13 protein-coding genes are annotated in these 15,260 nt (G+C 36.8%); 4 read left to right on the forward strand and 9 right to left on the reverse strand.

The window, feature by feature from the left end; all coding sequences use genetic code 11:
* Positions 1-337: 337 nt before the first annotated feature.
* The 3 genes from KQI49_RS15185 to KQI49_RS15195 form a co-directional block, all read right to left on the reverse strand.
* Positions 338-1,648, reverse strand: a complete 1,311-nt coding sequence (locus tag KQI49_RS15185) for a Na+/H+ antiporter family protein (protein WP_216490357.1) — start codon at positions 1,646-1,648, stop codon at positions 338-340.
* Positions 1,649-1,767: 119 nt separating this feature from the next.
* On the reverse strand, positions 1,768-2,583 hold the full coding sequence (locus tag KQI49_RS15190) for a YfkD famly protein (RefSeq protein ID WP_216490358.1): 816 nt from the start codon (positions 2,581-2,583) through the stop codon (positions 1,768-1,770).
* 71 nt (positions 2,584-2,654) lie between these two features.
* Positions 2,655-3,056, reverse strand: a complete 402-nt coding sequence (locus tag KQI49_RS15195; protein WP_216490359.1) for an OsmC family protein — start codon at positions 3,054-3,056, stop codon at positions 2,655-2,657.
* Positions 3,057-3,224: 168 nt separating this feature from the next.
* Here KQI49_RS15195 and KQI49_RS15200 point away from each other — a divergent pair, with 168 nt between their 5' ends.
* Together KQI49_RS15200 and KQI49_RS15205 are read left to right on the forward strand one after the other, a co-directional pair.
* Positions 3,225-4,397 (forward strand): MFS transporter, encoded by a 1,173-nt coding sequence (locus tag KQI49_RS15200; protein WP_216490360.1) that lies wholly within the window; start codon positions 3,225-3,227, stop codon positions 4,395-4,397.
* Between the two features lie 440 nt (positions 4,398-4,837).
* Positions 4,838-6,763: a heavy metal translocating P-type ATPase gene (locus KQI49_RS15205; protein WP_216490380.1), complete on the forward strand. Its 1,926-nt coding sequence runs from the start codon at positions 4,838-4,840 to the stop codon at positions 6,761-6,763.
* A 239-nt stretch (positions 6,764-7,002) separates the two neighbouring features.
* On the opposite strand, the gene KQI49_RS15210 is transcribed toward KQI49_RS15205, so the two are convergent.
* From KQI49_RS15210 to KQI49_RS15235, 6 genes are all read right to left on the reverse strand, one after another.
* On the reverse strand, positions 7,003-7,830 hold the full coding sequence (locus tag KQI49_RS15210; RefSeq protein ID WP_216490361.1) for a YihY/virulence factor BrkB family protein: 828 nt from the start codon (positions 7,828-7,830) through the stop codon (positions 7,003-7,005).
* A 30-nt stretch (positions 7,831-7,860) separates the two neighbouring features.
* Positions 7,861-8,154, reverse strand: a complete 294-nt coding sequence (locus KQI49_RS15215; RefSeq protein WP_216490362.1) for a YtxH domain-containing protein — start codon at positions 8,152-8,154, stop codon at positions 7,861-7,863.
* 86 nt (positions 8,155-8,240) lie between these two features.
* Positions 8,241-8,906, reverse strand: coding sequence for an SOS response-associated peptidase (locus KQI49_RS15220; RefSeq protein WP_216490363.1), 666 nt, complete (start codon positions 8,904-8,906; stop codon positions 8,241-8,243).
* A gap of 43 nt (positions 8,907-8,949) precedes the next feature.
* On the reverse strand, positions 8,950-9,945 hold the full coding sequence (locus tag KQI49_RS15225) for a glutaminase (RefSeq protein WP_216490364.1): 996 nt from the start codon (positions 9,943-9,945) through the stop codon (positions 8,950-8,952).
* Between the two features lie 193 nt (positions 9,946-10,138).
* Entirely contained in the window at positions 10,139-10,912 is a 774-nt protein-coding gene (locus KQI49_RS15230; protein WP_216490365.1) for a lysophospholipid acyltransferase family protein, read from the reverse strand.
* 265 nt (positions 10,913-11,177) lie between these two features.
* The gene (locus tag KQI49_RS15235) at positions 11,178-12,020 is read right to left on the reverse strand and encodes a CAP domain-containing protein (protein WP_216490366.1); all 843 of its coding nucleotides are present in this window, start codon (positions 12,018-12,020) and stop codon (positions 11,178-11,180) included.
* A gap of 453 nt (positions 12,021-12,473) precedes the next feature.
* Between KQI49_RS15235 and mreBH the strand changes: the two genes are divergently transcribed.
* Both mreBH and KQI49_RS15245 read left to right on the forward strand, forming a co-directional pair.
* Positions 12,474-13,481 (forward strand): rod-share determining protein MreBH, encoded by a 1,008-nt coding sequence (mreBH, locus tag KQI49_RS15240; protein ID WP_216490367.1) that lies wholly within the window; start codon positions 12,474-12,476, stop codon positions 13,479-13,481.
* A 579-nt stretch (positions 13,482-14,060) separates the two neighbouring features.
* On the forward strand, positions 14,061-15,224 hold the full coding sequence (locus tag KQI49_RS15245; RefSeq protein WP_216490368.1) for a CaiB/BaiF CoA transferase family protein: 1,164 nt from the start codon (positions 14,061-14,063) through the stop codon (positions 15,222-15,224).
* Positions 15,225-15,260: the final 36 nt, after the last annotated feature.

The following is a 15,260-nucleotide window of genomic DNA, read 5'->3' on the forward strand; positions in this document are numbered from 1 at the left end:
GGCTCACCAGCAGAGAAGAATGAACTACAATTCTTCATAAGCGCCCCTGGAAAGCGAAATGTATTTCCGTAGCGATAGTTTAATACTATTTTCCATAAGGTTGGGGAGAAATGAAATCTACTGTCTTCCGCATTATATATCTTTTGTGGAACAGCTGTCTTGATCGTTCACCGGAAAATATAGTTCGCTTTTAGAAATAGTCCCATTTAATCGGATTAGCAAGAAGATGATTAGACGAACTATAAGCTCAGGTCCTATTCACTATTTGAACTTATTCTATTGAGGGGAAAGTTGAATAATTATAAAATCACCCTCATAAAAAGAGAGGGTGATTTTTTTATAGAATCATCGCTCCAACTAAACCAAAAATAAATAATGGAATATTGAAGTGTAGAAAGGTTGGGACACAGGTATCCCAAATGTGATTGTGTTTTCCATCAGCATTCAGGCCAGCGGTTGGTCCAAGGGTTGAGTCACTTGCTGGAGATCCTGCGTCTCCTAGTGCCCCTGCTGTCCCTAGTAATGTTGCAATAGCAAGCGGTGAAAAACCTGCTGCTAAACAAATTGGAACGTATAAAGCTGCTAATATCGGGATGGTACCAAATGAGGACCCAATACCTAAAGTCACTACCAATCCAACAATTAATAATATAAGAGCCGTAATAAATTTGCTGCCACTCAACATGCCAGAAGTCATTTCCACTAACGAATCTACAGAACCGGTTTCTGTTAATATATTTCCGTATCCAGAAGCAACAAGCATAACAAATGCAATTGTCCCCATCATACCGATTCCTTCAGCGACAATTTTATCACCTTGTTTAAATGGCACAACAATGAAAGCAAACATTAATATTAACCCGGTCAATGCACCAATAATTAAGTTATCTGTAATAATCTGTGCCACTAACGCAGCTACAATGGCTACAATAGTTAAAGCGTGATTTTTATTGAAGGTAACTTTTTTGGTGTCAGGTGGGTCTGCAATGCCTTCAAATCCTCCTGCTCCAGGTGTTGCATCACGATCTTTTCGGTAAGTAATAAAGACAGCGATAAGTAAACCAACAATCATGCCTGAGCCAGGGATTAACATGGATTTAGCAGCTTCTGCCATCGTTAGGCTCGCTCCATTTTGGGTCATGCCGTCAACTATAACACCATGGAATATAAGCCCGAAGCCTGCTGGGATCATAATGTATGGTGCTTTTAATCCAAATGTTAAGGCCGTCGCTACAGCTCGGCGATCTAACCGCATCTCATCAAAAAGCTTTAATAAAGGTGGTATTAAAATAGGAATAAATGCAATATGAACAGGAACTAAATTCTGAGATAACGATGCTACACCGGCGATTGCCAATACCATCATTGTTTTCTTACCCGTTAAAACGCGAATTAAATAATTGACCAAAAGAGTAGTAATGCCCGTGTAGCTGATAGCAATGGCAAAAGCTCCAAGCAATATATAACTTAGTGCTGTATTAGCCTGCCCGCCCATGCCATCAACAAGCATCTTAACAGAATCAACAAGCGATAAACCAGACATTAACCCTGCAGTTAATGCTGCTATAATAATCGATAGAACAACGTTAACACGGAATAAACTTAAGATAACCATAACTAGAACTGAAACAATAACAACCCATTCCAAAATTATCTCCTCCTCCAATTACTTTACCATGATAAAGCATTAAAGTAATAAAGTCAATGATATAAAACAAAAAAATAACAGCTTTGATTTATCATATTCAAAGCTGTTATAAATTATTGTTAATCTTTAAGTTTAAAATGAAAGGATAAATGATCTTGAACAGGAATCCAGGCTCCTATCCCTTGTTTCGTTACATTTTTTACAACAAGCGATTTCTTGGATCCTTTTAACTCAATATACACTTCACCAAATGTAACATGCCCTTTTTCATTAACAGCTGGTGCGTAGGTATCCAAGTATCCGAATTTCTTTACGGGAACGTTATACGCATTATCTTTCTTTGTACCTTTTCCGATTACTGCTTCGTAAGAAAGTGGTAATTCAGTATTGGATTTGGCGGTTAACAACATCATTTTTTTCACGTTACCTGGAGAAGAGATTTTATTCGTTAATGCACCTTTCACTTCTTTTTCTTCTTCTTGGTTATACTTTATTGTTTGAGGTGCATCTCCACCAATATTATTCAGTTCATTAACATTTACCTTCTGATATTCCCAATTTACTGTTGTTTCTTCAGACTCATAATGGAGCGGCCAACGTCCCAAGAATACCATACCTCTATAACCAATAGCGACTGGTGACGGCTTTATAGTACTTTCATTTAACTGCTTGATTAAATCTGGATTTTCAATTGGTATTTTTAAATCATCAAGCAATTCTTTCGTCATGTCGCTCGGTTCGACGACCTCCTGATCTTCACTTGAGTTAGGAAATGTATTCTCCTTTGAAATAGGCATGACATGATTTGGTATTAACTTTTCCTCTGTTTTCTCCTCTTTCTTCTTTTCTTTTTCTTTAGCAAAAACTTGTGTTGGTGCGAGTATAGTCATCACTAATATAATTAGAACAACGAATGTCCATTTGTGCTTTTCCATATGCCCAGCCCTTTCTTTTTATGTTTAGTTTTATCGGGCACAGGGATTTTATACGTGAACATTTTAATATTTTACATACTTAATTCGATTGTTTCAATAGTTTCTTCAATGTCTATCGAATTTTCAACCGTCTGGACCATTGCGCAATTTTTTCTAGCAATGTTTAAACTTTTGTATAATTTATCTTGATCAAGATGTCTTCCTTTAATAATGTAATTAATTGTCATCTTTTCAATTCGATTTGCTTCATCTTGATTACGTTCTACTTTTACTTGGACTTGCAAATCTTCAATCGTCACTCGCTGTTTCTCTAATATTTTTCGAAACACGCCACTACTACAGCCTACGATTGAGGACACCATTAACTGGAATGGACGAAAGCCATGCTCCTCATCTCCTGAAACATTAAGTTCTCCATAACCCAGTTCTGTTCGCATACCAATATTCTTTGAGTAAAAAGTTAGTTCATTCATTTTTTACACTCCCCTATTATAGTCTCACATTTAGTTATGTAACCATTTTAAAGCATAATTAATCCACTGTTAAGAAAAATGGAAAATAAGTTTTGCTAATTGACGTTTATTCTAAAACATTTAGTATTAAGATTATATGATTTTTAAATGAATTAGGGGGAAACATCGATGGTGTCTGCAAAAAATCGTTTTTGGATTTTAATCGGTTTAGTAACTATTTCAGGATTTTCACAAGGGATGTTATTGCCCTTACTTGCGATTATTCTGGAACAAAATGGTGTTTCATCTTCAGTAAATGGTTTGCATTCAACAGGTTTATATATTGGCGTCCTTATAGCTTCTCCTTTTATGGAAAAACCATTACAACGATTTGGTTTTAAACCGATGATTCTAGTGGGTGGGGGCTTGGTTATTCTTTCTCTCGCATTCTTCCCTTTATGGAATGCTCTTTGGTTTTGGTTTATTTTAAGGATGACTGTCGGTATTGGCGATCATATGTTACATTTCGGATCACAAACTTGGATTACAACAACAGTGAAAAAAGAAACTCGTGGAAGAAACATCGCTTTATATGGACTTGCGTTTGGTCTCGGCTTCGCGCTAGGTCCTTTGATGACACGTCTTTTAAGTGTTAATGAAGCATTACCGTTTATTGTTTCAGCTTTCTTGAGCTTACTAGTCTGGTCCATGATGTTTTTTGTAAGAAACAGTTGGCCCGAAGAAGATGAAAGCTCTCTACAAACATCAAATTCATTCAGTCGATTTAAAGATGCGGCGAAGATTTCTTGGATTGCCTTACTTGCTCCACTAGGGTATGGCTTTCTTGAAGCCACATTACACGGCATTTTTCCGATTTATGGCATGAGAATTGGTCATGATGTCGATATGTTAGCATTAATTATTCCATGTTTTGCAGCAGGAAGTTTAATATCCCAACTTCCTTTAGGCATGTTAAGTGACAAAATCGGCAGGAGAAAAACACTGATGATTGTTATTAGTGCTGGAGCGTTCTGTTTTTTCATCACAACATTTCTTGAAACATCTGTCATGGCATTATTTATTCTTTTCATTTTGGCGGGTATGTTTGTCGGCTCGCTATTTTCACTCGGTGTTTCGTACATGACAGACTTATTACCATCAAGACTTCTCCCTGCAGGTAATATTTTATGTGGTATTGCTTTTAGTATCGGTAGTATCGGCGGACCATATTTAGGTGGAGTGTTTGTTCAATACTTTCCCAATCTATCTTTCTTCTACGTTATCACGTTTATGCTCGTGATCCTTTTTGGACTTATTGCATTTAAACAAGACAGCTCTAGTAAAGAATTGGTTGATGCCTGAAAAATTCCAACAAGCTTTCCACATTACCTTTGCTTCTTACATATACAAGGATACCTTCTACTTTATAGTTATCAGAAGGTGTCCTTTTTTGTTTGGGAAACTATAACATATGAAAACAACATAACTATCATGGCAACATTGATTTATCCTGATTTCTTGAACGTCATTCTGTGTTTAATTCTCACTATTTGCTAATTTCACTTTGTCATCGATATCTAGCGATGTTTTAAGCTTCTTACCTTCTTTGAAAAATACGTGAATTTTATATAAAACATCTTGACTTCGACCCATGTAACTATATAATTAAAATGTATACTATATAATAATTATTATAATCTGTTGATCCGGATAATATTTTTGTATGTATTGAATATAAACATAATAATCGCTAATGACAATGATAATTATTATCAATTAAATAGGAGGAATTGATAATGGTAATGAATATCCCTGATTCACCTTCAAAAAACAAACCCGTAAGAAATCAATTTACACAGAAGCTTTTACGTAATGTCTCTCCTCATCTCGAACTATTTGCTGCTCTTTTAAGTGGGTTCATCGTGTTAATGGCATGGATTTTTGTAGATTTTGTTTCTACACCTGTCTGGATTAGCTTAAATTTGCTCGCTTATATAATTGGTGGATTTTATAAGGCAAAAGAAGGTATTGAAGAAACAATTGCCAATAAAGAATTGAATGTTGAAATGTTGATGATTTTTGCCGCGATAGGTGCAGCAATTATTGGTTATTGGACTGAAGGAGCTATTCTTATCTTTATATTCGCTTTATCTGGCGCTCTTGAAACCTATACATTAAATAGAAGTAATAAAGAAATTTCATCTTTAATGGAGTTACAACCAGAAAAGGCGCTATTAATTACCAAAGAAGGAGAAGAAACTATACCAGTATCTGAACTTGTAGTTAATGATATTATTTTAGTTCGAGCAAGTGAAAGAATCCCGGCAGATGGGATTGTTATCAAAGGGACAACAACTGTTGATGAAAGTACCATTACTGGTGAATCGATTCCCGTTAATAAGGATCAAAATCAAGAAGTGTTTGCGGGCACAGTTGCACTTAATGGGACTATTTCTGTAAAAATTACTAAACCAGCATCAGAAACTCTTTTCCAAAAAATTATTGAACTTGTTCAAACAGCTCAAGATGAAAAATCACCTTCTCAACTTTTTATTGAAAAGTTTGAGGGAAAATACGTTAATATAGTCCTCATTTCCGTTGTAATTATGATGTTCTTACCATATTTCATTTTTGGTTGGTCTTTAGCTGACAGCATTTATCGGGCATTAATTTTGTTGGTAGTGGCTTCTCCATGTGCTCTAGTTGCTTCCATTATGCCCGCTACTTTATCAGCTATATCTAATAATGCGAAACATGGTGTTCTTTTTAAGGGCGGCGTACATCTCGAGAGCTTAAGTCAAACAAAAGCGATTGCTTTTGATAAAACTGGTACACTCACTCAAGGAAAACCCGTTGTAACTGACGCCTATTTTCGTGAAGATTTAAATAAAGACCAGGTTCTTGCCAGTATCGGGGCTATTGAAAAAGAATCAACTCACCCCCTTGCGAAAGCTATAACTACCTTTAGTGCTCCTCAGCTTGAAGAACATAACGTCTCAATTAAAAACATGAAAACGCATAGTGGTGAAGGTGTTTCCGCATTAATTAATGGTGAACTATGGAAAATAGGGAAACCTGATTTTATAGGCGAGAAACTAATTGACGACTTTCAGCAAGGAATCACCTCAAAACTTGCAAATGAAGGAAAAACAGTAGTTTGTGTGATAGCGGGGGAAAAAGTAATTGCCGCATTTGGTTTAAAAGATGTTGTTAGAGAGAGCGCCAAGCAGGCAATAACAACACTTAAAGGAAAAGGAATATATACTGTTATGTTAACAGGTGATAATGAATTGACAGCGAGAGCCATCGCTCAAGACGTCGGTGTAGATCGCTATATAGCCAATTGCTTGCCAGAAGAGAAAGTTGAGCATATCCAAAGTTTAAATGCAGAATACGGAAATGTAGCTATGGTTGGCGATGGAATTAATGATGCACCAGCCTTAGCCACCGCTAATATCGGGATCGCTATTGGTGAGGGAACTGACGTAGCATTAGAAACAGCAGATGTTGTTTTAATGAAGAATGAATTGAATAAAATGACAAATGCCATTGATCTTTCTAAAAGAATGAGCCGTGTTGTTAAACAAAATATCATCTTTTCACTCAGCATCATTGCTGTTTTAATTTTAAGCAACTTCCTCCAAATCATCGATATGCCCCTAGGTGTTATCGGACATGAAGGGAGTACCATATTAGTTATACTAAACGGATTGAGATTATTGAAATAAGACTGAATGTATGGATAGTACAAAAATGCGGGCCACTCGTTTAGTAACGTACGAACTGCGGTCCGCCAAGCGGGGGGGATCAATGTTACTGCTCGGGAGCAGTGGTTTTAATGTTAATAGTTCCTGGTAAACAGTAAAAATCCGAACAACTTTTTTGCCTTTTCTACAAAGCGAACTCAAAATTGTTCGGATTTATTATTTTATCGTCCTGTCCAAACGAATATAACTTTCTCGACTTATTATTCTTTCTTCACATGCGTGAAATCTTCTCGTATCGCGTTAATAACGCCACCTAGAATAATAATGAATCCAGATATATAAAACCAAATCATTAAAATAATAATAGCTCCTAGGCTTCCATAAGTGGCAGAATAATTCCCTAACGTATCAACGTAAAATGAAAATCCATAAGAGACGAGTTGCCAACATAACGTGGAAAAAACAGCCCCGAATGCTGCTTCTTTGAAATAAATTTTATGATTTGGTATGAACTTATAGACGAATAAAAAGACAGTAAAAAACACAAGTGAAGATATACTCCATCTCAGTGCGTCCCAGATTTGAATAAAATCTTCAGTCAATCCAAATAAAGAAAATAAGTATATGCCAATACTCCTACCTAATACTTGAAGTAAAATAGCGATGACAATGACACCAATCATCGAAACGGTCATCAAAATAGCTACGAGGCGAGCAATGAAAAAGGAACGATCTTCTTCCACATTATAAGCGCGATTTAATGCCCTTCTAATCGCATTCACACCATTGGATGCCGACCACAATGTTCCAATTATACTAAAAGACAATAAACCCGTATTTTGGTTATTGACGATATCTGCAAGGTTTGAACTAATGAAATCCATGGTTTCTGTCGGAACTACTGATCCGAGTAAATTCAAAAGAATCTCTTCATCTAAAGGCAAATAACCTAGCAACGTGATACTAAATAATAAAAGTGGGAAAAGTGATAGCAGGAAAAAATAAGCAAGTTGAGCCGATAGACCGAAATAGTCACCATCTATCACTCGCTTATACAGTTCTTTACTAAAATAAACAATGGTTTTCACGATATTCTCCCACTTTCAATCGACCACGTCTTAATATTCAATATGGTCGGTGTTACCCGTGATCGTCTCTAATGATTCTTCAACATCATTTAGAGTGTTGATTGCTTTTTCAAGACTACCCGTTACCGTATTGTTGATTCGGTCAACTGTGGAACGAATATCTCCTACTGTTTGTGATGGATTTTTAACCAAGTTTCCAGTTGTCGCTTTAGCTTGGTTTAATTTACTCTTTGTATAAGCTCGTGCTTCAGAATCGAATAATGTTGTTAATCCTCCAGCAATTGCTCCTACGATGACTCCAATAATTAGTTTACGCTTACCCATTGAGTACCTCTCCTTTTGTTATATGTTGTGCAATCTCATTATATACGTAAATAGTGATATATTCACGTAAGGATGTGTTTTGCTTTTTAATTGAGCGGTGCAATGCAGGCTTCATCATTATTTTTAGCCGCATTTACATAAGTATCCACATCATAAGCCTTCATCTCGTCCATATTAATTTGCTGAATAAATTGCTTTGCTCTGGCTGGTTGGATTTGTCGAGGGGTAATCCACTCATCTTCCATATCCTTTGGCAAAATAATCGGCATGCGATGATGGATATCTCGCATAAAATCATTCGCATCTTTAGTTAGCATGGTACAAGTAAACAATTGTTCATCACCTTGTTGCCATTTATCCCAAAGGCCTGCAAAGGCAAACAGACGACGATCTTGTAATTGAATCCGTTTAGGTTGATTGCTGTCGTCGGTCTTTTTCCATTCATAAAAACTATCAGCCACAATCAAGCATCTCTTCCTTGCCATAAGATCTTTAAAGCTGGGTTTTTGATCTGCTGTTTCGCTTCTCGCGTTGATCATTTTATAGCCTATTCTCGGATCTTTAGCCCACGAGGGAACGAGACCCCATTTTAAATACCCAGCTCTTTTTTCTTCACCATCATGGATAATGGCTAGTACATTTTGTCCTGGAGCGATATTGTAGCTTGCCTCATAGTTTTTAATAGGACTTGAAAGCCCAAATTCTCTTAAAATCTCAACTTCTTCAGCAAGTAAAGTATACCTACCGCACATATTTATAGCCTCCCTCTAGTTCCGAAATATCGGTCAGTATCAACTAAAAAATACTTAAATCCCACTGAGAAGCGATATGTCGTAAAAGCCTTATGCCTGCCACGCTGTTGCCTTGCTTATCAAGAGCGGGCCCATACACACCGATACCACATCCATCGATAAAAGGTAAATTCTCTTCTCTCACTCTAGCTGGAGATAAAGCAATAATTCCACCAGACACGCCACTTTTAGCAGGGATTCCTACGTAGGTTGCAAACTTTCCTGACGCGTCATACATCCCACAAGTGAGCATCAACGCTTTCGTAATCCGTGCGATTTGTCTTGGAATGATTTCTTCATAAGAATCAAGGTCCATACCATCATTAGCAAGAATCAGGCCGATACGAGCTAAATCATCAACCGTTATTTCGATGGAACATTGTTTAAAATATGTTTCTAAAGTCATATTCATATCGGATTCCAAAGAACCTGTTTCAAGTAAATAATAGCCGATAGCACGATTACGCATGGATGAATCCCGCTCGGATTCGTACACTTCTGTGTTAATAGATGGACGATAGCCGAGCATTTTTTCTAATATATCTATTATCGTTTTAAATTTTTCGTCTGGTGTTTTTCCTTTTAACATGGAGGTCACTGTAATAGCCCCTGCATTGATAAATGGATTTAATGGTTTATCTAGCTTTTTCATTTCTAAATGCATAATTGAATTAAATGCTTCACCAGTTGGTTCTACATCAACCCGGTCAAGTACATACGATACTCCTCGATCCATACATGCGACGATGAAACTTATCACCTTTGAGACACTCTGAATAGTAAACGGAATATCCACATCTCCCGATCTAATTTCCATTCCATTTTTACCTAATATCGCAATACCTAGATGCTCTGGATTAGCTTCTTTTAATAAAGGTATGTATGAAGCAACTTCCCCTTCACTCGTATGCTTACGGTAAAAAGAAACCCAGTCATCGACATATTCCTGAAGCCATTCTTTATTTTGTTCCGTATTAAAATTCGCCGTACCTTGTACCATCACGTAACCCCCAGTCACTTATATATATTAAAAATATCCTTATATTTATAAGTCAATGATGTGAATTTAATTTCTTTATTTACTCAAAATATATACGAAAGAAAAGCAAGTAGCAACAAAAAGAAAACACAGTACTCATTTATTAGATAAAAAAACGTTTGATTGGGTCTCAAACGTCTTTTATGGTTTTACTTTATTGTTGTTCAAGTGAGTCTTCGTATATGATTGGTTCAGGTGTTATTACTTTTCCATGCTTAATTAACATGGTTTCAATTGATGTTTTTAAGTCGTTCGCTAGTTCACCATTCGTTTTACTTTCATATTCTTCAGGATAAACAGGTTTTCCTATTGTCACTGAAACTTCTGCTCGTTTCACCTTTCCATCATTCGCTTCGAGCATCAGACTCGTTCCATCAATTGCCAGTGGAACAATCGGTACTTTCGCACGTGTTGCTAAGCGAAAACTACCAGACTTAAACGGGCTAAGTTTACCTGTCTTACTCCGGGTCCCCTCCGGAAAAACGACTATCGAATGGCCATCTTGTAAACTCTTGATCCCTTTTTGAATGGCTTTAACTGATTGGCGCCGGTCACTTCTATCCATAAATACGCATGATAAAAGTTCCATCCATTTATTGATAATCGGCAAACGCTGAATTTCCTTTTTCGCAATGAAACCAACAGGTTTATCTAAATGGCCGAGTAATACTAAGATATCAAATAAACCTTGATGGTTCGCCACATATAGAGCAGCCCCATCCGGTAAATTTTCATTTCCTTTTACATCAACGGTTGATCCTATTTTATTCAACACTTTTTGCGAGACCATCTTTGGTGTTTTAAATATAATCTCATCTACTTGCCTCCCACTGTTATTTTTTGATAACTTTTTAGCTTTATATAATGGAAACAAACTACCTAAAACGAGTAATGTGGCATACGTATATATCATGATAGTAAAAAACATCTTGATGACCTCCTTTGCCAACAATATAATTATACCTTGTTTATTAGATTGTTCAACTGAACCATAGAAGATGATCAAGTGAGCTTGCCTGTATGATGATGACCAAATGTTAAAACGCCGGGCTAGCAATGTACTGACTTTGCCTTGCCAAGCGGGAGGGGCCAATGTTACTGATCAAAAAGAAGTGATTTAATTGATGTTAAGTTTACTATTTAATAAAAAACCGCTGAATGTGCAGCACATTCAGCGGTTAAAATCTCTTATTTTATTTTCCAATAAATTGTTGTGTCCAGTGATTACCCTGTTCTACAAACCCTACTCCAATATGGGTGTAATCCCCGTTTAGGATGTTTGCACGGTGACCTTCACTGTTCATCCACGCGTTAACAACTTCTTGCGGAGTACGTTGTCCTTTAGCGATATTTTCTCCAGCTGTACGATAAGAAATTCCGTAACTCTGCATCATGTCAAATGGCGAACCATATACAGGACTATTATGATCAAAATAACCATTTTTAGCCATGTCATTTGATTTTTCTTTTGCTACACGGCTTAGTTCCGTGTCTATTTCCAATGGACTTAAGCCATATTTAGCACGTTCATTATTAGTTAATTCAACAACCTCTTGTTCGTATTGACTAAGTTGAGATGTTGATTCTTGGTTAGGCTGTTCTTGCTCTTGTTGTGGTTCTTCTTGATTTGGCTGCTGTGCTTCTGGTTTTTCAACTGGCTTTTCAACTTCTTCTTTATCAGTATTCTCTACAGGTGTTTGGGTTTGCTCTTCTTCAGATTTCTCTTCTGGCGTATCGGTCTCAGGCTGCTGTGGTGATTCTTCTACTTTATCATTATTAGGTTTTTCAACATTTTCATTTTTATCATTGTTGAAATCCCATTTTATATCTAAACCTGGAAAACAGTTTTTGAAGAGATCACTTAAATGACTTCCCGTCTCCTCATGCCACTTACCATTTAGAAAATAGTAAGTATGTACTTTATTATATGATAGATTCGGAGATTGATCACTTACTGATGCTGCAGAGCTAGTAAATACCCCTCCAAATAATATTGCTGCTGATAGAACACTTGCTGTTCCAATTTTCTTAAGCATTTCCTTACACTCCTTCGTGTTGTTTTTTGGTACAACATAACTATATCACGGCTTTTTTGTAATATAATAGGAGCATTTTTCCAGTGTTAAATAAAATTAGATTTAAAAGATTCTCACAGGATAAAACCTTATTTTATCTATGTATCTCGTTAGCTAATTCATGGTTTAATAGGAAAATTCTTCGTATCAGTCCAACAGTTGTAAAAAAAAAGATATTGACACCCTTTCGAACTCTAATGCTATGTTACAAGCAGAGCTGTTTTGTAATGAAAACGTCACTTGATTCAGTGCCAGTATTGGTTTACGGTAATAGTATTGTTTCTTATAGTGTGAAAAAGTAATTATATCGTTTACCATATTTTTCATGTATTTTTAGTTTATCTACCCCCTTATAAAAAGGTAGATAAAAGAACATCTATAGATAGGGAAAATTGTCAACAATGGAGGATAAACATGTTTTCTACAGAAGAAATTGGAATTGACCTAGGTACTGCAAATATATTAATCTATTCAAAATCTAAAGGTATTGTCTTAAATGAACCAGGTGTCGTGGCAATTGACATTAATACTAAAAAAGTTGTCGCCGTCGGGGCTGAAGCTAAAGAAATGATTGGGAAAACCCCACGAAATATTGTGCCTATCCGACCTTTAAAAGAGGGAGTTATTGCTGACTATGATGTCACCGCTCAAATGTTAAAAGAGCTATTGAAGCGTGTGAGTAAAAAGATGGGACTGTCCGTGAGAAAGCCGACTGTTATCGTTTGTACCCCAACAGGAAGTACTGCTGTTGAACGACGGGCCATCCATAATGCGATTGCCAGTTATGGTGCTAAAAACATTCATATTATTGAAGAGCCGGTCGCTGCTGCCATCGGTAGTGATTTACCAGTTGACGAACCAATTGCTAATGTCATTGTTGATATCGGTGGAGGCACAGCAGAAGTGGGGATTATTTCATTCGGTGGTGTCGTTTCATCCAATTCTGTTCGCATTGGCGGAGACAAATTAGATGAAGAAATCGTTCAATATGTCCGTAAAACATACAATATTATGATTGGTGAACGGACAGCTGAAAGTGTAAAAATGGAAATTGGTTACGCTTATGAAGATCACGAAGAACAAGAGATGGATATACGCGGACGAGATATGGTGACCGGTTTGCCTAAAACAATCACTATTTCATCTCAAGAAATCTATAGTGCAATTAAAGAGTCACTTGAACGAATTTTAGAGGCAATCCGCGCGACCTTAGAGACTTGCCCACCCGAATTAAGTGGTGATATTGTCGACCACGGTATTGTTTTAACAGGCGGAGGCGCATTATTAAAAGGAATGAAAGACTGGCTTGCATCAGAAATCGACGTTCCCGTCCACATTGCACCCAATCCACTTGAAGCCGTAGCAATCGGCACAGGCAAAGCCATTAAAATGATTTCCAAATTACAAAAAGCAGCGAAGTAATTAAAAGAGGATGGGACACAGCGAAGTATTTTTCCGAGGCTAATAACGCTCACTTAAAAATGTTTGTCATTTAATAACCAATACCTAGTTTTGTCCCAGCCCCCTTTCTTCTTTGCTAATGACGTCTTAAATCTTTTCTCATAAAAACATTTACAAATATTTCAGAATATACTATACTGTATATTAACGAATCATGTTAAGGTGTTTCCGCACTTAAACCACATGACTTTTTTAGAAATAATATGAGTATTGTAAGACCAATAATTTAAAATACTGCCTAATCTGTTCAAAGGGCGCTTAAACGCCTTAATCAACAGATATAAGCCAGTTCAATTCAACACGCTTTTTTGCTGTGTTGTAGTTGAACTGGCTTTTTATATTTACTAGTTTCATATCTTACTGCATAGACTATAAATTGAATCTTTATTTTGCAGGAAATTGTATTTTGCCCCAACAGAATATTGGTTGAATAAACGGGTAATGACTGGCTATATGGCCTACCTTCGTGCCTAAATTTTACCGCGAATTTTGAAGAGGATTTATATAGCAGCTATCCTGTAATAAAAAGGAGTGAATGAATTGTCAGGTGCATTGAAACATATTCGTATTCTCGATTTATCTCGAGTGCTTGCCGGCCCCTTTTGTACCATGACTTTAGGGGATCTTGGAGCTGAAGTGATTAAAGTCGAAGCACCAGGTGGCAGTGATGACACACGCAAATGGGGACCACCATTTAAAAACGAAGTTAGCGCTTATTACCTCTGTGCCAATCGCAATAAAAAAAGTATCACCGTCGATTTAAAATCAACTGAAGGCGTCGAGATTATTAAAGAATTGGTCAAAAATAGTGACGTGATTATTAATAATTTCAAAACAGGGACAATGGAAAAATTCGGTTTAGAATATGAAACATTATCTAAAATTAACCCACAACTCGTCTATTGTTCTATCACCGGCTTTGGTGAAACAGGGCCAAACAAAGATATGCCTGGATATGACTTCATCATCCAAGCTATGAGTGGATTAATGAGCATCACGGGTGATGAAAAATCAGGCCCGCAGAAATACGGCGTCGCTATTACTGACATTTTAACTGGGCTTTATGCCTCGATTGGAATTCAAGGTGCACTACTTGAGAGAACCCAATCTGGTAAAGGACAAAAGTTAGATATTTCTTTATATGATTCAGCTGTAAGTGCGCTCGTCAATATTGGTAGCAATTATCTTATGTCAGGCGACATTCCTGAGCGTCTCGGTAACCATCACGCTAACATTGTTCCTTATCAAACATTTAAAACCATGGACGGGGAGATGGTTATTGCTGTAGGCAACGACAATCAGTTTAAGATGCTTTGCAAGCTTATTAATAAGCCGGAATATAGCGAGGATGAACGTTTTAAAACGAATCCAAATCGCGTTGAAAATCGAGATATGTTAATCCCTTTACTACAAGATGCTTTTCTAACTGAGCCAACAGATTATTGGCAGGAGAAATGTGACCAACACAATATACCATGCGGGCCGATTCAAACTTTAGACGAAGTCGCCCAAGATCCACAACTACAAGCGCGAGAGATGTTTATCGATTACGACCATCCTACTGCTGGATCAATAAAAATGATAGGTAGCCCATTAAAACTTTCTCGCACGCCGGTTTCAATTACAAGGCACCCGCCTAATGCCGGTGAGCATAATGATGACATTTTAGACCAATTGAAAAATAAAAGTGGAAGTACGCGCTAATAATATTTATTTAAATTTTAAAAAACATTTAGGAGA

Source organism: Virgibacillus sp. MSJ-26, assembly GCF_018918075.1.
Taxonomy (GTDB): Bacteria; Bacillota; Bacilli; order Bacillales; family Amphibacillaceae; genus MSJ-26.

Bases quoted from the DNA above. Each gene is read 5' to 3' on its own strand.
- KQI49_RS15190 (WP_216490358.1), bottom strand. From the start codon at position 2,583: ATGGAAAAGCACAAATGGACATTCGTTGTTCTAATTATATTAGTGATG.
- KQI49_RS15195 (WP_216490359.1), bottom strand. From the start codon at position 3,056: ATGAATGAACTAACTTTTTACTCAAAGAATATTGGTATGCGAACAGAA.
- KQI49_RS15200 (WP_216490360.1), top strand. From the start codon at position 3,225: ATGGTGTCTGCAAAAAATCGTTTTTGGATTTTAATCGGTTTAGTAACT.
- KQI49_RS15205 (WP_216490380.1), top strand. From the start codon at position 4,838: ATGAATATCCCTGATTCACCTTCAAAAAACAAACCCGTAAGAAATCAA.
- KQI49_RS15215 (WP_216490362.1), bottom strand. From the start codon at position 8,154: ATGGGTAAGCGTAAACTAATTATTGGAGTCATCGTAGGAGCAATTGCT.
- KQI49_RS15220 (WP_216490363.1), bottom strand. From the start codon at position 8,906: ATGTGCGGTAGGTATACTTTACTTGCTGAAGAAGTTGAGATTTTAAGA.
- KQI49_RS15225 (WP_216490364.1), bottom strand. From the start codon at position 9,945: ATGGTACAAGGTACGGCGAATTTTAATACGGAACAAAATAAAGAATGG.
- KQI49_RS15230 (WP_216490365.1), bottom strand. From the start codon at position 10,912: ATGTTTTTTACTATCATGATATATACGTATGCCACATTACTCGTTTTA.
- KQI49_RS15235 (WP_216490366.1), bottom strand. From the start codon at position 12,020: ATGCTTAAGAAAATTGGAACAGCAAGTGTTCTATCAGCAGCAATATTA.
- mreBH (WP_216490367.1), top strand. From the start codon at position 12,474: ATGTTTTCTACAGAAGAAATTGGAATTGACCTAGGTACTGCAAATATA.